21 protein-coding genes are annotated in these 26221 nt (G+C 56.8%); 7 read left to right on the plus strand and 14 right to left on the minus strand.

The features are described from left to right. Positions 1-2: 2 nt before the first annotated feature. On the minus strand, positions 3-1499 hold the full coding sequence (locus RYC18_RS02770) for an MDR family MFS transporter (RefSeq protein WP_005753843.1): 1497 nt from the start codon (positions 1497-1499) through the stop codon (positions 3-5). A 127-nt stretch (positions 1500-1626) separates the two neighbouring features. Continuing rightward, the gene (locus RYC18_RS02775; protein ID WP_162882962.1) at positions 1627-1797 is read right to left on the minus strand and encodes a hypothetical protein; all 171 of its coding nucleotides are present in this window, start codon (positions 1795-1797) and stop codon (positions 1627-1629) included. A 165-nt stretch (positions 1798-1962) separates the two neighbouring features. Between RYC18_RS02775 and RYC18_RS02780 the strand changes: the two genes are divergently transcribed. Next, positions 1963-2202, plus strand: a complete 240-nt coding sequence (locus RYC18_RS02780) for a hypothetical protein (protein ID WP_005745561.1) — start codon at positions 1963-1965, stop codon at positions 2200-2202. Here the strand turns inward: RYC18_RS02780 and RYC18_RS02785 are convergent, their stop codons facing one another. The 9 genes from RYC18_RS02785 to bglX form a co-directional block, all read right to left on the minus strand. Further along, positions 2203-2826, minus strand: coding sequence for a flavin reductase family protein (locus tag RYC18_RS02785; protein WP_117140152.1), 624 nt, complete (start codon positions 2824-2826; stop codon positions 2203-2205). Between the two features lie 139 nt (positions 2827-2965). Continuing rightward, complete coding sequence (locus RYC18_RS02790; protein WP_005733483.1) at positions 2966-3322, minus strand: hypothetical protein; 357 nt, start codon at positions 3320-3322, stop codon at positions 2966-2968. Between the two features lie 425 nt (positions 3323-3747). Then, positions 3748-5073, minus strand: a complete 1326-nt coding sequence (locus tag RYC18_RS02795) for an MFS transporter (protein ID WP_002554952.1) — start codon at positions 5071-5073, stop codon at positions 3748-3750. A 183-nt stretch (positions 5074-5256) separates the two neighbouring features. After that, complete coding sequence (locus RYC18_RS02800; RefSeq protein ID WP_162882961.1) at positions 5257-6891, minus strand: J domain-containing protein; 1635 nt, start codon at positions 6889-6891, stop codon at positions 5257-5259. A gap of 5 nt (positions 6892-6896) precedes the next feature. Further along, positions 6897-8591, minus strand: a complete 1695-nt coding sequence (locus tag RYC18_RS02805) for a molecular chaperone HscC (protein WP_005779084.1) — start codon at positions 8589-8591, stop codon at positions 6897-6899. Between the two features lie 131 nt (positions 8592-8722). After that, positions 8723-11098 (minus strand): PAS domain-containing protein, encoded by a 2376-nt coding sequence (locus RYC18_RS02810; RefSeq protein ID WP_316882933.1) that lies wholly within the window; start codon positions 11096-11098, stop codon positions 8723-8725. A gap of 224 nt (positions 11099-11322) precedes the next feature. Next, a complete protein-coding gene (locus RYC18_RS02815; RefSeq protein WP_057402913.1) occupies positions 11323-12657 on the minus strand; it encodes a sigma-54-dependent transcriptional regulator in 1335 nt (444 codons plus the stop codon). A 6-nt stretch (positions 12658-12663) separates the two neighbouring features. Further along, a complete protein-coding gene (locus RYC18_RS02820; RefSeq protein WP_005745572.1) occupies positions 12664-14421 on the minus strand; it encodes an ATP-binding protein in 1758 nt (585 codons plus the stop codon). Positions 14422-14490: 69 nt separating this feature from the next. After that, positions 14491-16788 carry a beta-glucosidase BglX gene (bglX, locus tag RYC18_RS02825; protein WP_316882935.1) on the minus strand — a complete coding sequence of 766 codons (2298 nt, stop codon included), beginning with the start codon at positions 16786-16788 and terminating at the stop codon, positions 14491-14493. A 319-nt stretch (positions 16789-17107) separates the two neighbouring features. Between bglX and RYC18_RS02830 the strand changes: the two genes are divergently transcribed. Both RYC18_RS02830 and RYC18_RS02835 read left to right on the plus strand, forming a co-directional pair. Further along, positions 17108-17800: a TPM domain-containing protein gene (locus RYC18_RS02830; protein WP_316884161.1), complete on the plus strand. Its 693-nt coding sequence runs from the start codon at positions 17108-17110 to the stop codon at positions 17798-17800. 26 nt (positions 17801-17826) lie between these two features. Next, a complete protein-coding gene (locus RYC18_RS02835) occupies positions 17827-18444 on the plus strand; it encodes a TPM domain-containing protein (protein ID WP_004664032.1) in 618 nt (205 codons plus the stop codon). A gap of 57 nt (positions 18445-18501) precedes the next feature. Here the strand turns inward: RYC18_RS02835 and RYC18_RS02840 are convergent, their stop codons facing one another. Further along, positions 18502-19518 (minus strand): alpha-xenorhabdolysin family binary toxin subunit B, encoded by a 1017-nt coding sequence (locus RYC18_RS02840; protein WP_016981168.1) that lies wholly within the window; start codon positions 19516-19518, stop codon positions 18502-18504. Then, the gene (locus RYC18_RS02845) at positions 19515-20735 is read right to left on the minus strand and encodes an alpha-xenorhabdolysin family binary toxin subunit A (RefSeq protein ID WP_016981169.1); all 1221 of its coding nucleotides are present in this window, start codon (positions 20733-20735) and stop codon (positions 19515-19517) included. Before RYC18_RS02845 ends, RYC18_RS02840 begins: the two co-directional genes overlap by 4 nt. Positions 20736-21030: 295 nt before the next feature. On the opposite strand from RYC18_RS02845, the gene RYC18_RS02850 reads away from it, so the two are divergent. The 4 genes from RYC18_RS02850 (at position 21031) to RYC18_RS02865 (ending at position 25401) form a co-directional block, all read left to right on the plus strand. Next, the gene (locus RYC18_RS02850; protein ID WP_005745577.1) at positions 21031-22251 is read left to right on the plus strand and encodes a class I SAM-dependent methyltransferase; all 1221 of its coding nucleotides are present in this window, start codon (positions 21031-21033) and stop codon (positions 22249-22251) included. Positions 22252-22401: 150 nt separating this feature from the next. Further along, positions 22402-23550, plus strand: a complete 1149-nt coding sequence (yiaY, locus tag RYC18_RS02855) for an L-threonine dehydrogenase (protein WP_004658895.1) — start codon at positions 22402-22404, stop codon at positions 23548-23550. A gap of 24 nt (positions 23551-23574) precedes the next feature. Beyond that, the gene (locus tag RYC18_RS02860) at positions 23575-24021 is read left to right on the plus strand and encodes a GNAT family N-acetyltransferase (protein ID WP_316882948.1); all 447 of its coding nucleotides are present in this window, start codon (positions 23575-23577) and stop codon (positions 24019-24021) included. A 123-nt stretch (positions 24022-24144) separates the two neighbouring features. Next, positions 24145-25401, plus strand: a complete 1257-nt coding sequence (locus RYC18_RS02865) for a polysaccharide lyase family 1 protein (protein WP_057402906.1) — start codon at positions 24145-24147, stop codon at positions 25399-25401. A gap of 141 nt (positions 25402-25542) precedes the next feature. Here RYC18_RS02865 and RYC18_RS02870 read toward each other — a convergent pair whose 3' ends face one another. Continuing rightward, positions 25543-26124: a hypothetical protein gene (locus RYC18_RS02870; protein ID WP_016981450.1), complete on the minus strand. Its 582-nt coding sequence runs from the start codon at positions 26122-26124 to the stop codon at positions 25543-25545. Positions 26125-26221: the final 97 nt, after the last annotated feature.

Here is a 26221-nt window from a genome sequence, read left to right on the forward strand (position 1 = left end):
AGCTAATCCCGGCCTCGCAATAGCGTATTGGGCATTGCTACGGCTGCGGCAAGGCCGAGCAGCGAAATGGCCGCACTGGTGATCAGCAGGTTTCTGAAGGTCAGCGCCAGTTCGGCTCGCAGTGTTTCCAGTGCCGGTCCGGTTGCTGCATTAAGGCTGTCGAGCAGGACATTACCGGAGCTGCCTTCGCCACCCAGCGCTCCCGAGCCGGGCAGGCCGACACCGGTATGCTGCAACATAGCCAGTAGCAGCGCCGACATCAATGCCACGCCTACTGCACCCCCCAGCGAGCGGAACAGATTGGTTGTGCTGGTGGCCACGCCCATATCCCTTGGTTGAACCGAGTTCTGGGTGCCGACCAATGAGGTGGGGAACTGCATGCCGGTGGCGATGCCGGTAAGGACCATGAACAGGCTCATCGCTATCAGCGATTGGGGAGGCGTAAAGGCCATGCCCAGAATCGCGATGGGCATCAGCAACGCCCCGGTCAGAATAAGCGGTTTGTAGCGCCCGGTTTGCGCGGTGCGTCGCCCGGCGAAATAGGCACCCATCGGCATGCCGATCGCCAGCGGAAGCAGGTGCAGGGCGGCACTGTCTGCACCGCCACCGGTGACGGTCTGGTAACGCAACGGCATCAGGACAATCAGGGAAATAGCCTGAAAACTGGTAAAGAACACCGTGCACCAGCAAAGCACGGCACTTTTATTGGTGAACAGGTGCATGGGCAACAGGGGTTCGGCGGTGCGGCGTTCGTACCAGACGAAAATGCCCAGCGTCAGCAGGGCGGTGCCCAGTAACAACTGAACCTCGAAATCGCCCAGACCATGCCCCTGACCAATTTCGGTAATTCCCAACAGCAGCGCGGTCAGGCCGATGATCATCAGCACCGTACCCAGGTAGTCGATAATCGGTTTGCGCTGCGGCACTGGCAGGCCGACCAGGGTTCGATATGCGACGATCAGCGCGGCTGCCCCCAAGGGCAGATTAATCAGGAACACCCAGCGCCAGGACAGGTATTCGGTCATCAAGCCGCCCAAGACCGGGCCCGCGACGCTGGCCACGGCGTACATGCTGCTGAAGTAGCCTTGGTAGCGGCCCCGCTCACGAGGCGGAACAATGTCGGCGATGATTGCCTGGCTTACCGAAACCATACCGCCTGCACCGATGCCTTGAAGGACGCGCGCCAGCACCAGTTGTTCCATGCTCTGCGCCATGCCACAGAACAGCGAGGCGAGGGTGAAAAGCCCCAAGCCGAACAGCATCAGTTTACGCCGTCCGTAAAGATCGCCCAGCTTGCCGTAGATCGGCACTGCAACGGTCAGTGAAACCATATACGCGGAAATGACCCACGCCAGCAGATCGATGTCCCTGAACTGGGCGGAAATGGCAGGCATCGAAACAGCAACGATGGTCTGATCCAGAGCGCTGAGCAATACCGCCATCATCAACGCGAACAGAATGCTGCGAATGGCCGGAGGCGTTTGAGTAAGACTGGTCAAGGCAAAACCTGATGGCAGTGTTGACCCGCCGCAAGTGAGGCGGGAGAGTCTGACCAGTCTAATCCGATAGCTTGCTAATCGATAGCTGCCTTTGCTGAACGATGACGCAATTCACGCTACACAAGCGTCATCGCAAGGCGCTGAAGGTTGCGTCGGTCGGCACGCAATGGCCAAACGTGCAACTGGCGACCTGTGGGGCCTGACGAGCCAGCTCGTTACGATAGGCCCCTGCGGTGTATACCGCCAGGACCGCTATAGCACCGACGACAACCATGCATTTTCTTGTTCTGACTTTCATGACGCACTCCTTACCTCGGCTACAGAGCAGTTTGAAAGAACTGATTAAAGTGTAGGACAAGGTTGGAGTTTGCGTCGGTAGTCATCATCTGCGGTTGCTGCGTGACGAATGCCCTGGAAGACGCGTTAGAATTCGCGCTTTGATTTATGAGCAGGGTCCATACGCATGGCACGCAAGGAATACAACGGGTTTGAAGTGGTGTCGGCAGTCATGCCTGCCGAGCAGGGGTACAACGCGGCAATTGCCATCAAGGCGCTGGGTGCAGGCGGAGCGCCGCGCTTTCATGCGCTGCTGCCGGACCAGAAATTCAAGACCGCCGATGATGCCGACCTGGCCGCTGTGCAGGAGCTGCAGCGGCTGATCGACATTGATGCCGAGGGCGAGCCTGTATGGGGCGATTCCTGATCAGGCGCCTGGGCGAAACATCTTGAACAGCGCTTCCGGCCCAAGCTGGAAGTAATCTGCAGGACCGCCGCCACGCAGGATCGGCTCGGCGGCCGCGGTGTCATAAACACCGTCCTTGAGCAGGGATTTCTCGATGTGTACGGCTACCACTTCGCCCAGAATCAGCCAGCTGGGCACCAGTTCCTGGTCGGCGCGTTGCAATTGAATGATCTGCGTGACTTTGCATTCAAACGACACCGGCGTCTCAAGCACGCGTGGGACCGAGACGATATGAGAGGCCAGCGGCGTGAGGTTGGCCAGTTCGAACTCGCTGACATCCTGCGCTACCGGGGCACAGCTCTGGTTCATGGCTTCGGCCAGCGAGCGGGTCGCAAGATTCCAGACAAACTCACCGGTCTGCTCGATGTTATTCAGACTGTCCTTGCGACCAACGCTGCAGAACCCAATGATGGGGGGCACGTAGTTGAAGGCATTGAAGAAACTGTAGGGTGCCAGATTCAATTTGCCGTTGGCATCCTGCGATGAAATCCAGCCGATCGGGCGTGGGCCTACAATCGCGTTGAACGGGTCATGCGGCAGGCCGTGGCCCTTGGACGGCTCGTAGGAGTGAATAGCGTCTGACATGCTTGATTCCTGATGGGCTCTATAGGGTGCGGACATAGTGCTGCGCATTTGCAGAGGATGCCAGAGTAGCGTGTATTTCAGCCTGGGCCAGACATGAAGAAGCCCGACATCGGCCGGGCTTGGGGTGTTGCGTGGGCTATCAGCCCAGACGATTGGCACCGACGTGGTCTGCGCCATCAGCGGCCAGGCGGTTGGCACCGACGTGGTCTGCACCATCGGCGGCCTGACGGTTTGCACCGACACGGTCCGCGCCATCAGAGGCCAGACGGTTGGCACCGACGTGGTCTGCACCATCGGCAGCCTGACGATTTGGACCGACACGGTCTGCGCCATCAGCAGCTACGCGAATTGAACCGACGTTAGTGTGTTTGGTGCCGCCTTCAGCAACGATGGTCGAGCGGGACATATCGCTTTGAACAGTTGTGACTGGAAGTGCAAAGGCGCTTGAAGCCAGAACAGAGAAAGCCAGGCCGAAGATCAATTTAGTGGTTTTCATGATGATGTCTCCAATGAGTGTCGGGTGAGTTGTCATCCCGGTATGGAGGCAATGCTACGCGCCAGCGGATTATTAAGAAGTTAATCGGATTGCTAGCGACCATCGCTGAAAATGATAGTTGGCTGTGATGCTCTGATTTCGGGCCTTGTGGGCGATATTGCGTTATTGAAGTGCATATTTTGAAAAATCTTGTAATAAAGCCTCTTGACAATCTGGAAGTATAATTTTTTCAATGTCTTATCGCTGGTTGATCTCGAAAGTGTGCACTGTATTGAAACACTTTGTAGCAAGTGCTCATGTCGCTCCAGGGGGCATTCATGGCGGTTGTATCGATGTAACCGATATTGATGCTCCTCACACGGGTGTGGAAACGGCACGCCAACTCAGGCGTTGGCATGCCATTCAAGCGGGTTAATGAAGGGTGATCAATCTGTCTCGATCCGCGAATGTTTGCGCGTGTCTTTCATGAAGACATACACCAGCAGCGAACAGGCGATGCAAGCGGTTACGTACCAGTAGTAGCCGGTTTCCATACCGATGCTCTTGAACCACAGTGCGATGTATTCCGCAGTACCACCGAAAATCGACACCGTCAGTGCGTATGGCAGGCCGACACCCAGCGCACGGATCTCGGTCGGAAACAGCTCGGCCTTGACCACTGCGTTGATCGAGGTGTAACCGCTGACGATGATCAGCGCCGCCATGATCAGGAAGAAAGCGCCCCACCAGGTTTGAATGGTATGCAGCGTGGTCAGGATCGGTACGGTACACAGCGTTCCCAGTACGCCAAACGCAATCAGGATCGGACGCCGCCCGACCTTGTCGGACAGGGCGCCAATCACCGGCTGCAACAGCATGAACAGAAACAGCGTCGCGGCTGATATCGAGGTCGAGTCGGTGATGCTCATGCCGACGGTGTTGACCAGATACTTCTGCATGTACGTGGTGTAGGTATAGAAAGCCAGGGTCCCGCCCATCGTCAGGCCGACTACGGTCATCAGTTCCTTGGGATGACGCATCAATGTGCGCATCAGGCTTTCCTTGGCCTTTTCCTTTTTCTTGCGGGTGAACGACTCGGTTTCTTCCATGCCACGACGCAGAAACAGCGCGACGACTGCACACAGGGCACCGATGACAAACGGGATGCGCCAGCCCCAGGCATACAGTTGCTCGGTGGTCAGCGTCTGCTGCAGCACGATCAACACGCCCAGCGCGATGAGTTGGCCGGAAATCAGCGTGACGTACTGGAAGCTGGAAAAGAAGCCGCGACGTTCCTTGGTGGCCATTTCGCTGAGATAGGTGGCCGAGGTGCCGTATTCACCCCCGACAGACAGGCCCTGCAGTAGTCGGGCGAACACCAGCAGGATCGGGGCACCGACGCCGATGCTCTCATAGCCCGGGGTCAGGGCAATGATCAGCGAGCCGAAACACATCAGCAGCACCGATGCCATCAGCGCAGCCTTGCGCCCCTTGTAGTCAGCGTAAAGCCCCATCAGCCAGCCACCGATAGGCCGCATCAGAAAGCCGACGGCAAAAATCGCGGCCGTGTTGAGCAACTGTGCGGTGGTGTCGCCCTTGGGGAAGAACGCTTTGGCGAAGTACAGCGAGAAAGCGGCGTAGACGTACCAGTCGTACCACTCGACCATGTTGCCGACCGAGCCGCTGAAAATGGATTTTAAACGGCTGGAAGTGGTTTTTTGGCCGGCAGCAGTAGCAGCCGACCCACGGGAGGCGGGATTGGAAGTTTCCATGGTGTTCCTTGTTTTTCATTATTTTTGGAAGGAGGCATTAGCTGCCCTGCCTGTGACGTAGCAGGAGCTGTGCCACACCATGAGAGCTTGTTCTAGAGCGGTTGCGATATTTTGATGAGCAAGAATCCGCTTATCTGTACAAAATAGATAAGCGGATTCTTGCCGATGGGTGCTCAAGCGAGGTTAGTGACCGCGTGCCGGCCCGAACACAATCACGCCCACGACGAAAGCGAGCATCAGACCCAGAACGATCATGATTGCCTTGAAGGTATTTCTGACGCAGAAGGCTTTTACGCTATCCCAGCCTCCGGTCCTGACGGAAATGGCATCCTGAAAACCTGAAATCCGGTAGGGCGACAGCACGATCCATAGCAGCAGGACAGCGCCATACAGCGCTGCCAGTACGGGCCCTTTCTGTACACAGATATAGCCTAGCGTGACGATCGGAATACCGTGGCGCAGCGCCAGCGCCTGATAACCGGGCCAGCTCAGGTAATCGGGCAGCAAGCGCGCACTCCAGCGCGTATCCACCGGCTTGATACGCTCAGCGAAAGGGCGCCAGAACGACATGAATATATGGATGACAAGCAAGAGGAAAATCGGCGCGGTAAGCGCAAGGCCAGCTATTTCGTACCAGGTGGCGTTGCTGCCGGAAGGGTCCAGTGATGCCGTCGTGAAGATCGTCAATACGCCGAAAAAATAGGCCCTGAGATTGAAATTGGATGACACCTGCTCAGGCAATTTACGCCAGGATTGTACGTCGGCGTCCGGGAATTCTTGTATGGCATCCGGGAATCGGTGAGTGAGGTCGGACGCCAGTTTTTCGCAGGCTTGCCACAGCTCTTGATTACCGTGCCTTGCCAGTCGCAGCCTTTCATCCAGGGGGGGTGGTTGCAGAAGAAGACGCGCAGCCGTGGCCTCGGGACTGTCTTGTGAGGCTTCGAGCAGTTTCTGCTGACGTGCGACGAATGCCTTCTTTTCACAACGCTGGACCAGATTCATCCACAGGGAAAGCGGCCCTGCATACACGTCATGTTTCTGATCCCAGGCAAAAAGGCTGCTCACGCGTTCGAACAGGGCAGGGGACCAGTCATGGTTGTTGAGCAGCAGTGTCATGGTCCACTGTTCAAGTTGCTCCTGGCGATCAAATGATGTCAGCCATGGCTGCTGCCGGAGTGCCTTGAGCGTATCGAGAAAGGCACGTTCCTCGTTGTTTTCGAGCATGGCATGAAATGACTCAAGCGAGCTGTCCAGCAGTGCCTGAGTCAGCCGATGCGCCTGATGAGTCCTGAGCTGTACTTTTTGCCAGGGTGTCAGCCAATGCAACTGTTCGACGGCGGCCTTGATCAGCGCCTGATTGTCCTCCGGGTCCAGCAGGCAACGCCGGGCCAGATGTTGCTGGAAGAGCTCATCGCAGCCTTGATCCTGGGCTATCTGACGTTGTGAGTGCAGGTTTTCCGGTGTGGTCTGACTGGCTTGCTCATACCAGCTCAACTCTACTGCCGGGCGTGCAGGAGGCTCGGCCATGTCGAATGCCGGGTGTACCTGTCGATGGTCCGGTCGGACTACCAGCACAGGCTCATCAAGGGGCAGCGATTCGAGGGGCTGGCCAGCAGTTGACCAGACTTCACTGCCCTCATCATCGTCTTCGGCACGATTTCTTGCCCAGTCCAGCGCCTGCTCGTAAGCATCGCGCAGCGCCTGAAAGGCAGCCGGGTCGTCGTCGGGACGCGTGGTTTTCAACAGCCTGGCGTATTGGCGCTTGATGCTGCGCTCGTCGGCATCATGGCCCAGATCCAGTACGCTCCAGCAATCCATTGCCGTCACCATTCACCTCGTTCGAAACGGTCTGCTTCCTGTTCAAGCTGTTTGCGCAGTTCATTGATCTGCCGGTCATCCTGGGTTTCCAGCACGCGCTGGAATTGTGCAGCCCAGACTCCGATGGTTTCACGTGCCTCGCCCAGATACTCCTGATAGAGCCGTTCCAGACGTGCTGTCAGGTGAGTGTTGACCTGTTGTTCGCGAGGATGAACCTTGAGTGCTTCCAGCACCTTGAGTCGTTCACGGATTTCGGCGGGTGTCATGACTCCGGGGTTGTTCTCGATAACCAGCTTGTGATTTTCGCCGGTCATCTGGATCCGCACGTCGGCCTCCAGCAGGCCGTTGTTGTCGTATGTGAAACGCACGTCCAGTTCGACCTCGCCAGCCTTGGCTTTCGGCACGGGAATATTCAGCTCGCCCAGCGCGATGTTGTCTTTGACCAGGCGGCTTTCACCTTGAAAGATCCGCAGCAGAACGTGCTCCTGATTATCGGCAACCGTGTTTACGGTACGCACCCGGCTGACCGGTACCACGCTGTTGCGCTCGATGATCGGAAGGTAATGCCCGGACTGATAGCCGTTGAACACGTATTGTGTGGTTTCGATACCCAGGGTGTAGGGGCACACGTCGGTCAAAACGACTTCTTCCAGCGCCGCATCGCGCTGCTTGAGTGCTGCCTGAATTGCAGCACCCTGCGCGACAACCTCATCCGGGTTGAGTGTGATGGCCGGAAAACGGCCGAACATCCCCGCGGCCAGTTTGCGGATCAGCGGCATACGTGTAGTGCCGCCCACCAGCAGGATTTCGTCCAGATCTGCGACGCGAATTTTCGCATCGCGCAAGGCTCGCTCGATAGGCGCGCGCAGGCGGGCCAGCAGAGGCGCAAACAGATCATTCATCTGCTCTTGCGTGATTGTCTTGCGCCATTCGCGGTCGGCATGGCGCAGCACGAAATCGACACTGTTTTCCTGGCCCAGCGCCTTGCGCACGCGCTCGGCTTCACGTCGTAGCGAAGGCGTTACGAGTTGCTTGCCGGGGAAGTCCTGCTCATCTCGGTGCAGGGTCAGAAAGTGCTCGACCAGCAGGCGGTCAAAATCTTCACCCCCCAGAAAGTTGTCGCCCGCGCTGGCACGCACTTCCATCACGCCGTCGAAGAGTTCGAGGATCGAGATGTCGAACGTGCCGCCACCCAGGTCGAAGACCAGAAACGAGGTTTCGCCTTCCTTCTGATGAAGTCCATAGGCCAGGGCTGCTGCTGTCGGCTCGTTGATGAGCTTCTCGACCTTGAGGCCGGCCAGCTCACCGGCAATGCGCGTCGCTTTACGCTGAGCGTCACTGAAGTACGCCGGAACGCTGATCACCGCCTCGGTGACAGGCTCGCCAAACGCGCGCTCGACGTCGGCTTTAAGACTCTTGAGTACCAGCGAGGACAACTCTTCCGGACGATAGGTGGCAGATCCCAGGCGAATCTCCTGAGCGCTGCCCATATAACGTTTGAATAGCGCCGTGGTTTTTTCCGGGTGAGTTTGCAGACGTTCGCGCGCCGCCTTGCCGACCAGAATCTGCCCTTCGTCGTCCAGTCCGACAACGCTTGGAGTCAGCGTCTCTCCCAACGCATTGGTAACCAGCTCGCTGCTGCCGTCGCGCCAGACAGCCACCAGGCTGTTGGTGGTGCCCAGATCAATACCGACGATCATCTCAAAAATGCTCCCTGCTCAAGGATTGTTGCAATGTTTTGCGTGATTCTGAATCAAGGCAACCGGTGTTGTCTTCGTTTTATGCGTCGGGAATACCTGGTTGCGTCCTGCCTCAGGATGCCTTTGCGGGATTATTGTTCCCCGGTGCGGCTCACCGCCCTGTGCAAGATCGCCGCCAGATCTTCTCTGGCATAGGGCTTTTGCAACAGGTCGAAGCGGTGTGCCTCGTCCTTGGCGATCGTCGCAAATTCAGTGCTGTAACCGGTGGTGAGGACGACCGGCATCCAGGGGTAACGCGCCTCGATTTCGGCATACAGTTCCAGCCCGCTCATGCCGGGCATCGCGATATCCGAGAACACCACATGAAAGTTTTCCGGGTTACCGGACAATTCATGCAGCGCCTCGGCGGCACTTTTGACCCATAGCACCTGAAAGCCAAGCTGCTCAAGCATCGGTCGGGTAAAAGTGCCGATGTCCTGATTGTCCTCGACCATCAAAACGCACAGACCGGGCAACGCGATGGGCGCGCAATGCTTGTCTTGCGCGACGACTTCGTGATTTTTTGCACTCGGCAGGCACAGCGTGAAGCAGCTGCCTCTGCCCAGTTCGCTTTCAACCAGCACTTCGCCGCCCGATTGTTTGGCGAAGCCGAATACCTGCGACAACCCCAGCCCTGTACCCTGTCCCACGCTTTTGGTGGTGTAGAACGGTTCAAAGATCAGGCCCAGTTTTTCTTTGGCGATACCCGCGCCGGTATCGGTCAGCGACACCGTCACATAATCGCCATCGCTGAGTGAGGCGGGCTGATCGGCAGTGGGGCAGGCAGCGCATTCAACTTTTATGCTGAGTCGGCCTGCGCCCGACATTGCATCGCGGGCGTTAACCACCATGTTGACCAGCGCAGTGTCGAACTGGCTGCCATCGGCGAAGATAAAGCACGGCTCGGCAGGCAGGTCGATGTTCACCTGAATGCGTGCGCCGGTGAGCGTATCCATCATCTCGCCAATACGCGCTACGCTCTTGCAGACATCGAACACTTCCGGCTGCAAGGCCTGACGGCGGGCAAAGGCCAGCAACTGACCGGTCAAGCGAGCCGCCCGGTCTACCGTACTGGAAATCGCCTCGACGTACTTCACACGGCGATGCTCTTCAAGGTTAGGTGCCTTCAACAGGTCGCTGCAGGAGCGGATCACCGTCAACAGGTTATTGAAGTCGTGCGCCACACCGCCAGTGAGTTGGCCGATAGCCTCCAGTTTCTGCGCTTGATGCAAGGCGTCCTGGGACAGCCGCAACGCTTCATTGGCTTCTTCTTCGGCCTGAATGTCACGGCCGACGGCATGGATGAATTGTTTGTCCGGTACGGCAGTCCACGAGATGGTCCGGTACGAACCATCCAGATGGCGATAGCGATTCTTGAAGTGAGGAATGGTCTGGCCGTTTTCCAGTCCGCTCATGGCGGCCAGCGTACTGTCCACGTCTTCGGGGTGCACCAGCCCCAGGAACTGGCTGTCGAGCAGTTGTTCTGCCGACCAGCCGAGAGCTTGAGTCCAGGCCGGATTGACTGCCGAGATAATGCCGTCGAACTGCGCCACCAGCATCAGGTCAGTCGACAGGCGCCAGATGCGATCACGGTCACGGGTGCGCTCAATCACGCGCTGCTCGAGCGTTTCGTTGAGAGACATCAGCGCTTGTTCAGCGTCTCGGAGCTGGGTCATGTCACGGGACACACACAGGATTTTCTCCGGCTTGCCGTCCTTGCCGAAAATCGGGCTGACTTGCACATGCCACCACTTGGCTGTGCCCGTCAGAGTTTTCGCCGATCCCATGAAACTGGCGTTCTGACCCGCGCGGGCCGCTTCGACAGCCGCGATGGCGTCCAGATTGCCTTGGTCCTGCCAGAAATCGGGCCAGGGGCAGCCGCGAATCGCATTGAAATCGCTGACTTCCATGATCTGCTGGCCGCCTTCGCTCATGAAGGTCAGGCGCGAATCGAGGTCCAGCACCTTGATGCAATCATTGATGCTCGACAGAACACGGTCGGTAAACGCTTCGTTTTCATTTTGCCGGACCTGGGCAATGACTTGGGAGGTGGTTTCATTGACCCGGCAGAACACGCCCTCGATCAGGCCGTTATCGCCGTAGAGCGGCGAATAGGAAAGCGACCACCAGGTTTGCTCGGGCCTGCCGTTGCGCACGATGGTGCGCTGAATATCGTCAGACCGGCGGCTGTTTCCACCAAGCGCCTGCTCAGCCAGCGGGCGCACGGCCTCCCAGGCATCACCCCACACCGAGGCAATGGGTTGTCCTTGTGCCTGCTCTGCTGCAACGGGCAAAACCTGGGAATAGGCGTCATTGAAGAACAGGACAAAGTCCGCCCCCCAAAGCAGGTACATGCTGTCAGGGCAACTGAGCATCAGGTTCATTGATGACAGTAACGCTGCAGGCCATGCTTGCTTTGGTCCCAGTGCAGACGTCGACCAGTCTGTCTCTCGGATAAGCCGGCCCATATCGCCGCCTCCCAGTGGGAGGTCGAGGGGAGTATTCACGGTAGAAAATGCCCCAACTTTCGGACTGCCAATGTGAGCTTGAATAGCCAGGCGGGAATGATGTCATTATGCCTTAAAACTATCCAGCCATCACGGCCTTACATAGCCGGGACAGTATGCAGACCCGGCAGCGTGGGAAATGTTCGGTTATCGCCAGAAGAAGCCATACCGGATGTCCGTAGCCACTAGCTCAGGAACATTTCCCGTACCAGAGCATGGCGCTGCATTTTCTCGTTCAGCGTCCGTCGCGGCAGTTGCAGCTCGTTGAGCACAGCCTTGATATCACCTTTGTGACGGGCCAGCGAAGCGCGCAGGCATTGTGCTTCGAAGGCTTCCTGGCGTGCTGCCAGAGAGTGTCCCTGCAATTGAGTATCGGGCTGCGGCGAGGTGAGTTCCAGGCCCAGCGCCTGCCGCTCAGCCGCATTGGCCAGCTCGCGTACGTTGCCAGGCCAGTCATGGCTGAGCAACTGACTCAGGCGTGCGGCGCTCAGGGCAGGCGATTCGCGGCCCATACGCTCGGCGGCGGCTCGGGCGAAGTGGCTGAACAGTTGCGCGATGTCTTCAAGGCGTTCGCGCAACGGCGGCAGGCGCAGCTCGGCAACGTTCAGGCGATAGGCCAGATCTTCACGGAAGCGCCCGGCGCGGGCCTCTTCAAGCAGGTCCGGTTTGGTCGCAGCAACGATCCGCAAGTTGACGTCGATACTCTGATTCGAGCCCAACCGTTCAAGGCGCTTGTCTTGCAGAACGCGTAGCAGCTTGACCTGTTGCGCCATGGGCATGCTCTCTATTTCGTCAAGAAACACGGTGCCGCCGTCGGCATACTCCAGTCTGCCGATACGTTTGCCCTGTGCACCGGTAAACGCGCCGCTTTCGTGCCCGAACAACTCGGCTTCGAACAGATGTTCCGGGATGGCCGCGCAATTAAGCGCGACAAAAGGTTTGCCGGCGCGCGGCCCGAAGTCGTGCAGGCAGCGAGCGACCAGTTCCTTACCGCTGCCGGTTTCCCCCCGAATGATTACATTGACCGGCAGCTGCGCGAGCTCAAGCACCTGACGGCGTAAGGTCTGCAGGCTGGGCGACACGCCGAGCAGCGTGGCGTCCAGTCGGGTTCTGGCATCGGCCTGTTCATGCAGACGGCGGTTTTCCAGCACCAGTTGGCGTTTCTCCAGCGCGCGCCGCAGGTTGCTGATCAGCGTTTCAGGGCTGAAGGGCTTTTCCAGAAAATCATAGGCACCTTCGCGCATCGCCTCTACAGCCATTGGCACATCACCATGGCCGGTCAGCAGGATGACCGGCAGGTCCGGGTCCATGCCTTGCAGGCGGCTTAGCAGTTCCAGACCACTCATGCCCGGCATGCGTACGTCGGTCAGCACCACACCGGGGAAATGTTCCGGCAGTTGTGCCAGGCATTCCTCGGCACGGGCGAAGACTTGCACCTCAAACCCCGACAGCGTCAGCCATTGCTCGACGGCTTGCCGAATGGGAGCCTCGTCGTCTACCACGATGACCGCGTTCAACATGTCGGGTCAGGTCTCCAGAAAGTCATTGGGCAGGCTGAACCAGAACACAGCACCTTCGGCATGATTTTGCGCCGTCAGTTGCCCGCCCAGTTCGTGAATGATGGCGTAGGACACGGCCAGACCAAGGCCCAGACCATCGCCCACAGGTTTGGTGGTAAAAAACGGATCGAAAATACTGGCCAGGTTTTCTTCGGCGATCCCCGTTCCGTTGTCTTTGACGCTGAGCCGCCATTGTTTGTCGATGGCGTCGATACGCACTTCAAGGCGTCTGGACGGGCACTCGCGCATGGCATCGAGCGCATTGCGCAGCAGATTTATCAGCACCTGCTCCAGACGTATGGCATCGCCACGCACCCAGGCGGGACGTGACAGATGCAGCACGCAGTCGATGTGTTCCTCGCGCAGGCGCGGGTCGAGCAACAGCAAGGCCTGATCGACCACCGTGGCCAGGTCCAGTCTTTCGCGCAAACCGCTGGGGCTCTTGCGGGCAAAGGTCTTCAGGTGGCTGGTCAAGGCGGCCATACGTGTCAGCTGTTGATCGACTGGAACCAGCGCTTTGCAGGCTTCATCGATTCGGCCCTGATCCAGCAGCAGTCGCACGGTCGCCAGTTGCATGCGCTGGGCAGTCAGGGGCTGGTTGATTTCGTGGGCCAGCGCTGCCGACATCTGCCCCAGTGCCGCCAGTTTGGCCGACTGCACCAGACCGTCCTGCGCGGTTTGCAGATCACGGGTGCGCTCTTGCACCAGACGCTCCAGTTCGTCCCGGTTGCGCTCCCGTAATCGCGCCAGTCGCCAGCGCTGATAGAGAAACAGCCCCAGAAATACCAGTGCCAGCCAGATACCCGCTGCGGCGAGGCCCGCATTGCGAATGTCCTCGCTGGACGTAGGTGGCTTGCGCAACAGGTGCAAGGTCCAGTTTTCATCGGGCAGCGGCAGCGACTGCCAGAGATAATCCGTGGTGCCATCCGGGCCTTCTACACGGCTCAAATGACTGTTTTCGCCGAAGCTGTCCATGACCCGACTGCGCAGCGGGGAAAGTACCTTCTTGTCGTATTGGCGAGTGCGCAGCAGGTCGGCACGGTCCTCTACAGAAATAGGCAGCAGTTCCCGATAGCGCCAGCCCGATTGATTGGCAATGAAAACGATGCCTTTTTCGTCGCTGACCAATAGCAGGTCGTCACCTTGGCCCCACTCCTGCTCAAGGTCTGGAAACTCCAGCTTCACGACCATCGCACCGATGAAGGCACCCGTATCGTTCACCACCGCACTGGACAAGAAGTACCCAGGGATTCCGGTGGTCACACCGACCGCGTAAAAGCGCCCGGTCCCCTGAGCCCGTGTTTGCAGAAAGTAGGGGCGAAAGCCGTAGTTGTGGCCGACATAGCTGTTGGGTGCGCGCCAATTGCTCGCGCTGATTGCCAGACCGTGCAGGTCGAGCAATTCAAGCGTCGATGAATGCGCCGTATTGTTGATTTTTTCCAGCTTGAGATTGAGCGCGTTCTGCACGTCAGCGGCTACCGGACCGCTCAACGCCGCACGTATCTCCGGGTCCAGTGCCAGAACAGAGGGCAGGGCGCGATAACGTTCGATCAGGGTATGCAGGGTATTGGCATACAGTGCCAGTTGCCCTTCGGCACGCACCGCATCTTCTGATAGCGCGTGACGCTGGGCCTGATGCATCGCAAGCCCGGCGCACAGCACCGCACCGGCCATAATCAGCAGCATGTACAGGGTAATGCGCCAGTAACGATGCTTTAGCGTCATGTTGCGGCCTGATCGGACTCCGCTGGCGCGTTTGCAGATCAATGCCTGCGAACGCGCCATGGACGAGCGTTACAACAGATTGAAGGACGCTTCTTTCACGGTCTGCGAGTCCAGGCCGATCATGACCTTGAATTCACCAGGTTCCGCAGCGTATTTGAGCTCGCTATTGTAGAACTTGAGGTCGTTTTCACTGAGCGTGAAGTTAACGACTTTTTCCTCGCCAGGCTCAAGCATCACTTTTTCGAAGTTCTTCAGTTCTTTCACCGGGCGACTGATCGACGCAGCCACATCATGCATATACAACTGCACCACGGTCGCGCCTGCAACCTTGCCGGTGTTTTTCACGGTTACGCTGGCAGTGAGCTTGCCTTTGCGCGTCATGCTGGCGTCAGAAAGCTTGATGTCCGAGACGTCGAACTGCGTATAGCTCAGACCGTAACCGAACGGAAACAGCGGGCCATTGGGCTCCTCGAAATAGTGCGAGGTATAGTTGCCCGGCTTGTCTTCATGATACGGACGGCCGGTATTCAAGTGTGCATAGTAGACCGGCAGTTGACCGATCGAGCGCGGGAACGACATGGCCAGCTTGCCCGACGGGTTGTAGTCGCCGAACAGTACATCCGCCACCGCGTTACCACCTTCGGTGCCCGGGAACCAGGTTTCGAGCATGGCATCGGCCTGTTCCTGCTCGTCGACCAGTACCAGGGGACGGCCATTCATCAACACCAGCACTAGTGGTTTACCCGTGGCCTTGAGTGCCTTGATCAGGTCACGCTGCTTGCCCGGAATGTTCAGGCTGCTGCGGCTGGCCGACTCGTGGGACATACCGCGCGACTCGCCTACCACGGCAACAATCACATCAGCCTGCTCGGCGACCTTGACCGCTTCGTCGATCATTTCCTGCGCGGGACGCGGGTCGACCTCGACTTCCTTCTCGATGAAGTTCAGATAGTTGAGGATGTGCTCGTTGTCACTGACGTTGGCACCACGGGCGTAAACCAGTTTGGCCTTGTCGCCGACCGCGTTGGCCAGCCCTTCATAGACAGTGACCGACTGATTGGCACGGCCCGCTGCCGACCAGCTGCCGAGCATGTCGAGGTGGCTTTGAGCCAATCCACCAATAACCGCGATGGTACCTTGTTTCTTCAACGGCAGCGTGTCGTTCTGGTTCTTCAGCAGCACCAGTGTCTTGCGCGCAACATCGCGAGCCTCGGCACGGTGCAGGCGGTCATCGGAATAGGTGTCTGCCGGGTCATCGGCAGCGACGCCGATTCGGCCGTAAGGAGCGGCGAACAGGCCCATGTCGTACTTGGCCCCCAGTACTTCACGCACGGCGCTGTCGATTTCCTTCATGGAAACCTCGCCGTCCTTGACCAGTCCGGGCAACTGCTCGCCATAGGCCATGTCGTTCATGCTCAGATCGACACCAGCCTTGATCGCCAGCTTGGCGGCCTCGCGAAAGTCCTTGGCCACGCCGTGGTCGATCAGCTCCTTGATCGCGCCATGGTCGCTGATGGTCACGCCCTTGAAGCCCCAGTCCTTGCGCAGCAGATCCTGCATCAGCCATTTGTTGGCGGTCGACGGGACACCATTGATCGAGTTGAGCGCAACCATCACGCCGCCAGCCCCTGCATCGATGCCAGCCTTGTAGGGCGGCAGGTAGTCCTGATACATGCGCGTCATGCTCATGTCCACGGTGTTGTAGTCGCGTCCGCCTTCGACCGCGCCATACAGAGCGAAGTGCTTGACGGCGGCCATGATGCTGTCATTGGCTGCGATGTTCTTGCCCTGGAAAGACCGGACCATCACATCGGAAATGCGTGACACCAGGTAGGTGTCCTCGCCAAAGCCTTCGGAGCTGCGGCCCCAGCGTGGATCGCGGGAAATATCGACCATGGGCGCGAATGTCATGTCGATACTGTCAGCACTTGCCTCTTTGGCCGAGACCCGGCCCATCAGTGCGACGGCGTCCATGTCCCAGCTGGCGGCCATGCCCAGGCTGATCGGGAAAATCGTACGATGACCGTGAACCACGTCGTAGGCAAAAAACATCGGAATTTTCAGACGGCTTTTGGCAACAGCAGCTTCCTGCAGCGGACGATTTTCCGAACGGGTAATAGAGTTGAACGTGCCGCCGATTCTTCCGGCAGCAATTTCCTTGAGAATTTGCGGCTGTGGCATGTCGGCGCTGATGCTGATCAAACGCAACTGGCCGATCTTTTCGTCCAGGGTCATTTGTTTCATGAGTTTGCCGATGAAGGCATTCTTGGCTTGAAGCGTTGTATTGTCCGTGACGGCGGCGCTTTGGGCCATCACCGACTGACTGGCCATCCCGACCAGCAAACCTAATAAACACAGCTTATTCATGAATGATTTCTCAAGGCTTTTGTCAGCAACTCGCGTTTAATATCCGACAGCCAGTTTTTGGGTTATGGACCTTTGGCGTTATGGTTCGTACAGGGCGCAAGGATAGTTGCCATCCGCTTCACTGTACGAAGTCCCCCAAGGTGTGTACGAAAATGGTGGTTTGATTGATTTTTGTACAAACCCTGTTCGATCAGCTATTGACCGCATCAGGCGTTGGCGATGGATTATGCCGGGGAACTTGTGTTTTGGCTAAGGCGTGTCGTTTCAATAGATTCAAAAAAGCACCGGAGGTCTGATTTTGAAGTCTGTTTCACAATGGATGTTGTACGTGGTGATGCTATTGGGAGGTGGGTTGCGTGCCGAGGCTGAGCCAGCCGCGCTGGTTTTTCCGCCAATGACCGGCAGTGTGGTCGATGCTGCACAAATGCTCGACAGCCAGACCACAGTTCGTCTGGCCAGACTTCTGCGTGCCCACGAGCAAGCCACCGGCGAGCGCGTTGTAGTGGTGACCCTGGCCGATCTGCAAGGCACGAGCATCGAAGAGTTCGGAGCCCGACTCGGTGATGCCTGGAGCCTTGGGCCGCACGGCGAAGACGACAGCGTTCTGCTGGTGGTTTACCGTGACAAGCGCAAAGTATTCATGGAAGTCGGTGCTGCCCTGAAGGATCGTTTCAATGAAGCCCAGGCCTCCTTGATCATCGATATGTTGATGACGCCCGAGTTTGACGACAATCGTTTTGCGGTCGGCATCGAGCGCGGTACGCGGGCGGTTATCGCGGCTTTGGGCGGTCAGATACCGGATTATCCCGAACCGACGAGACAGATGTCCGAATATGAAGAGCAGGCCAGTGACGATCAGGTCTGGCTGATCGCGATTGTTCTGACCCTCATCGTGCTGGGCATCGTGATCATCAGTATCAAACGCGGGGCCGTTGCCCGGCCTGCACGTGACAGGGCCGCTGACCGCAATGGCGGTCGCTTTGGCGGTGGCGGGGCTTCGGGCAACTGGTAGCGGATCGATTGGTTAATGAGGGAAGCATGGCGTTATTGAACAGAGATGAACAGCGGCAGGTCGCCGAAGCGATTGATCGCGTCGAGCAGCGCACCGATGCCGAACTGGTTACGGTACTGGCTGCTCGTGCCGACGACTACGCGTACATGCCGCTGATCTGGGCCGGGTTGATCGGCCTGCTGCTGCCGGGCACGGTCAATTACTGCGTTCAGTGGTTGAGCGCGGACGAACTGATGCTGGCGCAAATGAGTACGTTCATTGTTGTGGCGCTGGTCTGCCGCGTGTCGAACGTGTCGGCCTTGCTGGTGCCGCTTTCGGTTCGGCGCTGGAGAGCCGGAAATCTGGCACGTCGGCAGTTTCTTGAACAAAACCTGCACAAGACCCATGACGGAACCGGCATTCTGGTTTTTGTCAGTGAGGCCGAACGGTATGTCGAAATTCTGGTTGACCATGGCATTGCCAGTCGTCTGCATGACGATACCTGGAAGGCGATGGTCGACGTATTTACCCAGCAGGTCAGAGACGGGCAGACCTTGCAGGGGTTTCTCGGCTGTATCCATGCCTGTGGCGAGTTGCTTGCCGATCACGTTCCAGTGACGCACGGCAGGAATGAGCTGCCGAATCGGCTGGTGGTGTTGGGGTAACGGCAAAAGGCAGATGTCGATTTTATCGACATCTGCCTTGCTTGAAAATCGTCCGGGTCAGACGATACGTTTTACGTCATAAAACGATTTTATGTAGGTCTTCAGTTGTTCGACATGCTGGCTGATCAACGTCGATGCATCACCTGGCGATGTTATTTGATCCAGAAAATGATAGAGCGATTGACAAACCTTTTTCGCTTCTTGTACCCAAAGTGCTTTGCTCTGAGCGACGCCAGCGAGCCCTGTCAACTCGTCGAGTTTTTCCTTGATTACCTTTGTTTCCTGGGTAGACATGCGGGAGTCGTCGAGCAGGGCGTTATAGCGCGACCTCAGCCTGTCGCGTTCTCGAGTAAGATCAAGGTAAGTCAGGGCGCTGCTGATCTTGTCGAGTAGTTTTTCGAGTCTGGCAATCCCTGCGGAGACCAGCGCAAGTTCTGGCGATGGTGTGATGATGAGCTGTAGCTCCTCCGGGGTAGGCAGTAGTTCCTTGAACAGGTCGGCAATGTTGTACTTTTCAAGCGTACTGATCGTTGCGTCAAGCAGGCGTCGGTCTTCAGCGATTAAAGCCATTGCGCTTTCTAACGTGGCTGATCGTTGGGTGATGCTGTCGATCTGTTGCTGGAGTGTTTCCAGCAAACGATTGCTTTCCAGCGCGAGGTTTATCTGCGCCATATTGTCGCTGTGCTCGGCAATGGCCGCCGCGCTGCGGCGTACCGCTGCTGTGATATTCGATACCTGCCGAATGCGCTGCCCGTTCAGCAGGTTGATCGCTTGTTGTTTCTGTTTGTCGCTGAGCGTTGCGTCGGCCTCAATCAGTTGTTGTTTCTGATCGATCGGTTTCAGGTTTACAGTATTCAACTGCACGGTGATATTGGCCAGTTCCTGGCGATAGACCTTGTCTGCGCTAATCAATGCGTCTTGAAGCGGCAGCATTTTTTCTTTCATGGCCGGCAGAAAGTTCAGCTTCAAACTGCTCACCTGCGCAAGAATATTCTGGCGGGCGGCTGTCATGACTTCATTGTCAGGAGGGGTGAGGACCAACGGCTCACTCAGGGTTTCAGTGCTCATGATCATTGTCCTCTCTTGCCGGATTGCTGTTCGCGTTGAAACTGATCCAGTGCACTATCAAATATCTTGAGTAGCTGATTCGCCATGCCTCTTATTTCCCGCCAAGGTGTGACTACGCCTTGAAACTGCATAGCGAAAATCATCAGCGCCTGATCAGTCGTGATCGCTGAAAGTTCACTGGCAGAACGGTCGATATACGCCGCCAGCATGGTCCAGAGGTCTTTCAAATGGGTGGCGCTCTGGTGAGCGTCCATCATACGAATATTCATGTCTTCAAACAGTATTTGCAGGCTGCGAACGGCGGCTGCCAAAGGAGATTTTTCTTCGAGTTTTTGAACTTTCTCGTTCTTGGAAGCCACCATTCGATTTTTTTCTTTTCGGATTTCCTCTGCTTGGGCACCAAAAATGCCCCCCGTGATAGCGACCCCGATGGGCCCGCCGAAAAGACCCCAGGCAATATTATATAGAGCGGTTTTATACTCGTTGTTTTTCTGCTCGATTTCCGTCGTCAGTTGTTCAATATCTTTTTCCAGATCCTGGATCTGCTGGTCCAGATCAGAACAATTTGCCAGTTTCACCTTGTCATTGATGCCGGGAATGAGCTGGACGCTCAGGACGGTGCTGAACGTATCGATGTGGTCCGCCAGGGTTTGCGCAGCGTGCTGATGGTTTTTTATTTGTGACGCCGTTTTCTTCAGAAACTCTGCCAGCGTGATACACACCCTCTGATCGGTTTCACCCAGTGGTACCGGCGCAGTGTTACGGACCTCTTCGATGTTTAAATCGGCAACGGTCATGTCCAGTTGTCTGGCAAAATCCATTTTTTCGATGTAGTTGATGATCTGTTCGCCCTGTCTCGAGAATTGGGTGGCAAACAATTCAATGGCGAACCCGCTGCGTTTGATGCCATCCTCGATACTGAGCCAGCTCTTGCCATGATTATTGATTGCCTGGTAAGTCACTAGCATATCTTTAGGCTCAAGCCCGGGAATGTAACTTCTTGTAAAACCCAATTGCTGTTCGACACGAGTAAGCGAGGTGGGAATGTTCAGGGCGTGACGCTCGTAACGCTTAAGACTGAGGATGTCTTCCCTGGTCAGAATAAGTGCCGCGCTCCGGCCTCCGCTTTTTTCATCATCGAGTATGACGCTCAAGTACTCTACGGGTTTTAAAGTAACCCGTGCGATATCTTCGTTTTCCAAGAGTGCTGCTTGACTCAACATACTGCACGTTCCTTGTACAAGTTATTCTGTTAGAGCAAAAAGCTCCAGGAGTGAGATCTGATTGTCTGTCATCAGTGAGGGCGACTATAAAGGTGTTTTTGCGCGGTACAAGTAATGGCTCGTGAATTTCGTCGTGATTGTTTTACAGGTTATGTGTGTTTCGCTTTGGTGTGTAGGTTCGTGCAAACAGTGTGTGTAGTCTTTGAAAAATAGAGGTGCCCTTGACGCGTCGACGCGCCTAAAATGCCGGTCTGATTTTTCGAGTCCCGGCCGGGACGTTTGAGGCACATTTTCAATGTCAGTCATTACCCCCACGTCATCCAACACTGCGACCGATCACCGCGCGCAGTTTCTCGGCCTGCTGGACACCAGCCTGTCGCAAAACTCGCTGATCAAGCTGGTGCTGGCCAAATACGTGGGCAGCGAGGCCGAATTACAGCGGGTCATCATTAAACCGCTGACCGTCAAGGAACAGCCATGCCTTACCTTTGTGTATCGCTACAAGACCCGCGATATCACCAAGAATTTTCCGCTTGCAGAAGCGGTGGGCGCTATTGCCAGCCTGATACCTGAATCGTTCAAGAACGCGCACCTGCTGTCGCTGACCGACGAGGTGCAGCTGGAGTTCAGCAAGAAGGGCAAGAGCACGCTGTTCAAAAGCAAGGCTCAGCAGGAGCGTGAAGCTCCTTCGGCCGGGCATGATCGTGAGAAAAAGCGCTATCTGGAGCTGAGCCGCCCGTTCCTGGCCGACTTGGGTGTCACCAATCGGCAGCATGAACTGATCCCTGCGATGTCGCGCAAGTGGAAGCAGATCAACAAGTTCATCGAAGTGTTTTCCCATGCCTTGAGTTCATCGCCACTCAAGCTAGATCAGCCGATCAAGGTGGCAGACTTCGGCTCAGGCAAGGGCTACCTGACCTTCGCGATCCATGACTACCTGTGCAATACCTTGCAGGCGCAAGGGCAGGTGACCGGTGTCGAGCTGCGTGAGGACATGGTCACCTTGTGCAACAACGCTGCGGCGGGTCTTGAACACCCCGGCCTGACGTTCCAGCACGGCGATGTGCGTACTGTCGCGCCCAGCGCGCTGGATGTGATGATCGCGCTGCATGCCTGTGACATCGCAACCGACTACGCCATTCACATGGGCATTCGCTCCGGCGCCTCGATCATCATGTGCTCGCCGTGCTGCCACAAACAGATTCGCCTGCAAATCCAGAGCCCGGCCTTGCTGAAACCGATGTTGCAATACGGCCTGCATATGGGCCAGCAGGCAGAAATGGTCACGGACAGCCTGCGTGCCTTGTTGCTGGAGGCGTGCGGTTACGAAACCAAGGTCTTTGAGTTCATCTCTCTGGAGCACACCAACAAGAACAAGATGATCCTGGCGGTCAAGCGCGCCGAGCCGGTCAACCCGGACCTGTTGATCGCGCGTATCCAGGAGCTGAAGACGTTTTACGGCATCAGCGAGCAGTGCCTTGAAACGCTGCTGAGGGCGGACGGCTTCATCGGCTGAAACAGCCACCCTGCACACGTAGACCGAAGAGTCTTCGACCAACGGTCTGCTATCAGGCTGCTTCATTGCGCCAGGTCAATGGTTGTACCTCGCACACGGCGGATGCTTGGGCTATCACCCAAGCATCCGAGCTACCCACGAGGGTCCGTCATGATCAGCACCTTTTTCATCCCCGCAGTGAACATCATCGGCACTGGCTGCATTGATGAAGCCATGCTCGCCATTCGCAAATACGGATTTCTCAAGGCGCTGATCGTGACCGACGCAGGGTTGGCCAAGGCCGGTGTGGCCAGTCAGGTCGCGGGGCTGTTGGTGGAGCAGGGCATCGACTCGGTGGTATATGACGGTGCCAAACCCAACCCGACCATCGCCAACGTCGAGAACGGTCTGGCCTTGCTGCGGGAACGCCAGTGCGATTTCGTGATTTCTCTGGGCGGCGGTTCACCTCACGACTGCGCCAAGGGCATTGCCCTGTGCGCCAGTAACGGTGGGCATATCAGCGACTATGAAGGCGTCGACCGTTCGGCAAAACCGCAGTTGCCGCTGATCGCGATCAACACCACCGCCGGAACCGCCAGCGAAATGACCCGCTTCTGCATCATTACCGATGAAGCGCGCCACGTAAAAATGGCCATCATTGACCGTAACGTGACGCCACTGTTATCCGTAAACGACCCGAACATGATGATTGCCATGCCCAAGTCACTGACCGCTGCCACCGGTATGGATGCCTTGACTCACGCGATAGAGGCCTATGTCTCGACGGCTGCCAATCCGATCACGGATGCCTGCGCGTTGCAGGCCATGGCACTGATTGCCAACAATCTGCGCGACGCCTTCACCAATGGAGCGAACATTACTGCACGCGAGAACATGGCCTACGCACAGTTTCTGGCCGGCATGGCGTTCAACAACGCATCATTGGGCTATGTACACGCCATGGCGCATCAACTGGGCGGCTTCTATGATTTGCCGCACGGTGTGTGCAACGCCGTATTGCTGCCTCATGTTCAGCGTTTCAACGCCAGCGTCAGCGCTGCGCGCCTGACTGATGTTGCGCATGCGATGGGCTGCAATATTCGTGGTCTTTCTCCGCAAGAAGGTGCTCAGGCGGCAATCGAGGCCATTCGCGCACTGTCGGCTGCCGTGGAAATCCCGGCGGGGCTGGCGGTGCTTGGCGTCAAGGAAGAGGATTTCCCGATCCTGGCCACCAATGCCCTGAAAGATGCGTGCGGTCTGACCAATCCGCGTCGTGCCGATCTTGAGCAGATTCAGGAGATATTTCGTCAGGCAATGTGATTAACCGCAACGGACAGGCTAAAAATGGCAACGCTCTTACCCTACACACTTTCGGCCCGGAATATCTGTCTGGATATCTTCGACAGCAACGTACCGCGTTACTTTGATCCTGCGGAGCGCGAGCAATTTGCCAGCTTCCTGATGGCACCGTTGGGTCAGTACTTCGTTGTCGAGCGTGATGGCGATGTTCTGGCTTGCGGGGGATACCTCGTGCTGTCAGACTCGTCAGTGGCCGAGCTTACATGGGGCATGGTCCACAGTGAGCAACACGGTAGCGGCCTGGGCAGGTTTCTGACCCAGGCGAGACTTGATGTCGTAAGGTCATTACCGGGCGTCACCCGTTCCCACATCGATACCAGCCAGCACGTTCAGGGCTTCTACTTGAATCTGGGGTTTGTCGTGACCTCTGTCGAAGTGGACGGGCATGGTCCTGGAATCGACAGTATCAGAATGGAGCTGGCGTTTTCGTGAGGGATGCTCGCGGCTGAACAGAGCCTGACCAAGTCTACAGAATACGAGTAAGGCAGGCCGCTCTGCGTTTAGCATTCAGACTGTTTTCGCGTCCCTTCGCGAATAGGACTGGAAGTTCAACAAATGAGGCTTTTGGGTGCTCTTTTGCAATGCGTTTCTGCTTTGTTCCTGATGCTGTCGGGTGCGCAATACCTGGAGGCAGCGGACTTGCCGGAAGGTTTTGCCAAAGGGGTTACGGGTGGCGGAGCCGCCGCGGCAGTACACCCTTCAACGCTTGACCAGCTTCGGTCTGCACTGTGCGCGTCTTACGACTCGCGCGGTGCCTGTACCGATGAAACCCCGCGGGTCATTGTGCTGGAGCACCTGTTCGACTTTCGCGGGAGTCTCGTTGCCAAAGGCAGCGCCGAAACCACCGAACCGGGCTGCATGGTCAAGCAGTGTCCGCATGGCGGCGAGCAGCTTGCTCTCAATGGTCCCAACAACTTCTGCCAATCCAGGCCACCGGTCATGGTGACCTACGACAATGCAGGGCTGAAGCCACTGAAAGTCGGATCGAACAAGACCCTGATAGGCGTGGGCAAAAAGGCCGGTATCCAAGGTGCAGGACTGTTCATCGGTGACGGCGCGCATAACGTGATTGTCCGTAACCTGACGCTTTCAGACATCAACCCGAGTGTCGTATGGGGCGGAGATGCGCTCACTCTGAACAAAGCCGATGGCGTGTGGATTGACCACAACACCTTCGCCCGTATCGGCAGACAAATGATCGTGACAGGTTGGGGCACTGCTTCACACGTCACCATTTCCAGCAATGAGTTCGATGGTCGCACGCCTTACTCGTCGACCTGCGATGGCCATCATTACTGGGTCTGGCTGTTCCTCGGCAGTCAGGACACGCTGACGCTGTCAAAAAACTACATACACGACGCCTCGGGAAGAGCGCCGCACTCCGGCGGCATGAATAATGCGCAAGTCCGCGCTCAACTGGTCAATAACGTCTTTCAGCGCATGACTTACCAAGGCGCAATCATGTCGCGGACTTCATCCTCACAGTTGCTGGTGGAAGGGAATGATTTTGAAAACGTAGCTCATCCACTGTTCAACGATACGGATCAGCCGGGTACAGCGTTTGCTTTGTTTGGTCCGGGTTCAACTGGCGCAAACGATGTGTGTATGAGTGTTATTGGAAGATCGTGTGTGGCGAATCAGCAACAGATGAGTGGCGATGACTATCGTCCTCAGGACACATCTGTGCTGGAGGCTTTCAGGGATTATCGGCAGTTTCTAGTGGTGCCGGTTTCGGCGCAAGAGGCCAGAGGGCAGGTGATGCGTGACGCGGGAGTGGGGAAGGTGGATGTTGGTTCATGGGAATCACGATAGCTTCGTGACGTATCGTGATTCCTTGGTTGCCCGCGCAATGGCCTGGCACTGTTAGCCGATGAAGTACGTGAGGTCCTTATCATCAGTTTGGGTGCGTTTCAGCCTCTGGGTGCAGTAAGGCTGGGCATACGCAACGCGATATCAGCGCGAGGGGATGGCTTTGATATCGTCGACAATGAAGCGAGGCAGTACACGAATATAAAATTTTTCTACGTCGGAATTACCTTTGTTGGTAATAGCTCCGGCCATCGTCCTCATGTTTTCCCAATTGCCCATCACTCCGGCAGGCTGAAGCGAATCCCGGTACTGGCCAAAGTGGAGTAGCTCCTTCTCCGCTTTTTTTACCGAGACCTGATAGCTGAAGTCCACGCTGCCCATCACCGTATTGTCATCGACGATAAACGATATGAATCCGCCTTTTGAGTTACCGATACGTCGTTTGTACAAGCCCGTAATGTCCAGCAGGTAATCGGCACTCTCTTTTGTCGTTGCATAACGATGGGCCTGCTTCAGCTGATTGATCAATTCCAGTTCAAGACCCTCTTCTAACTGGGCCCTTGAAAGAAAGCGATCGTTCTCACCTTCCAGGGCTATCTTGAAAGATTCAACCCAGTAAGTGGCGGTGGCGGAAATGTGGACCGGGGTGGGCGATACGTAGTAATCGGGCTTGGATGCACAGCCTGTAACGCAGGCAATGATCAGCATCAGAATGGCAGCACGCATTTTTCGTCCTTGAGAGTTTAATAAGGCGCACGATGAAAGCACAAGATGGGGTTAGGGTGAAGCATGGGTTGGATCAGCGACGGGGTGCAATGCCACC

This window comes from Pseudomonas syringae group sp. 247E2, assembly GCF_032587795.1.
Taxonomy (GTDB): Bacteria; Pseudomonadota; Gammaproteobacteria; order Pseudomonadales; family Pseudomonadaceae; genus Aquipseudomonas; species Aquipseudomonas amygdali.

Bases quoted from the DNA above. Each gene is read 5' to 3' on its own strand.
- RYC18_RS02775 (WP_162882962.1), bottom strand. From the start codon at position 1,797: ATGAAAGTCAGAACAAGAAAATGCATGGTTGTCGTCGGTGCTATAGCG.
- RYC18_RS02780 (WP_005745561.1), top strand. From the start codon at position 1,963: ATGGCACGCAAGGAATACAACGGGTTTGAAGTGGTGTCGGCAGTCATG.
- RYC18_RS02785 (WP_117140152.1), bottom strand. From the start codon at position 2,826: ATGTCAGACGCTATTCACTCCTACGAGCCGTCCAAGGGCCACGGCCTG.
- RYC18_RS02790 (WP_005733483.1), bottom strand. From the start codon at position 3,322: ATGAAAACCACTAAATTGATCTTCGGCCTGGCTTTCTCTGTTCTGGCT.
- RYC18_RS02795 (WP_002554952.1), bottom strand. From the start codon at position 5,073: ATGGAAACTTCCAATCCCGCCTCCCGTGGGTCGGCTGCTACTGCTGCC.
- RYC18_RS02800 (WP_162882961.1), bottom strand. From the start codon at position 6,891: ATGGATTGCTGGAGCGTACTGGATCTGGGCCATGATGCCGACGAGCGC.
- RYC18_RS02805 (WP_005779084.1), bottom strand. From the start codon at position 8,591: ATGATCGTCGGTATTGATCTGGGCACCACCAACAGCCTGGTGGCTGTC.
- RYC18_RS02810 (WP_316882933.1), bottom strand. From the start codon at position 11,098: ATGGGCCGGCTTATCCGAGAGACAGACTGGTCGACGTCTGCACTGGGA.
- RYC18_RS02815 (WP_057402913.1), bottom strand. From the start codon at position 12,657: ATGTTGAACGCGGTCATCGTGGTAGACGACGAGGCTCCCATTCGGCAA.
- RYC18_RS02820 (WP_005745572.1), bottom strand. From the start codon at position 14,421: ATGACGCTAAAGCATCGTTACTGGCGCATTACCCTGTACATGCTGCTG.
- bglX (WP_316882935.1), bottom strand. From the start codon at position 16,788: ATGAATAAGCTGTGTTTATTAGGTTTGCTGGTCGGGATGGCCAGTCAG.
- RYC18_RS02830 (WP_316884161.1), top strand. From the start codon at position 17,108: ATGTTGTACGTGGTGATGCTATTGGGAGGTGGGTTGCGTGCCGAGGCT.
- RYC18_RS02835 (WP_004664032.1), top strand. From the start codon at position 17,827: ATGGCGTTATTGAACAGAGATGAACAGCGGCAGGTCGCCGAAGCGATT.
- RYC18_RS02840 (WP_016981168.1), bottom strand. From the start codon at position 19,518: ATGATCATGAGCACTGAAACCCTGAGTGAGCCGTTGGTCCTCACCCCT.
- RYC18_RS02845 (WP_016981169.1), bottom strand. From the start codon at position 20,735: ATGTTGAGTCAAGCAGCACTCTTGGAAAACGAAGATATCGCACGGGTT.
- RYC18_RS02850 (WP_005745577.1), top strand. From the start codon at position 21,031: ATGTCAGTCATTACCCCCACGTCATCCAACACTGCGACCGATCACCGC.
- yiaY (WP_004658895.1), top strand. From the start codon at position 22,402: ATGATCAGCACCTTTTTCATCCCCGCAGTGAACATCATCGGCACTGGC.
- RYC18_RS02860 (WP_316882948.1), top strand. From the start codon at position 23,575: ATGGCAACGCTCTTACCCTACACACTTTCGGCCCGGAATATCTGTCTG.
- RYC18_RS02865 (WP_057402906.1), top strand. From the start codon at position 24,145: ATGAGGCTTTTGGGTGCTCTTTTGCAATGCGTTTCTGCTTTGTTCCTG.
- RYC18_RS02870 (WP_016981450.1), bottom strand. From the start codon at position 26,124: ATGCGTGCTGCCATTCTGATGCTGATCATTGCCTGCGTTACAGGCTGT.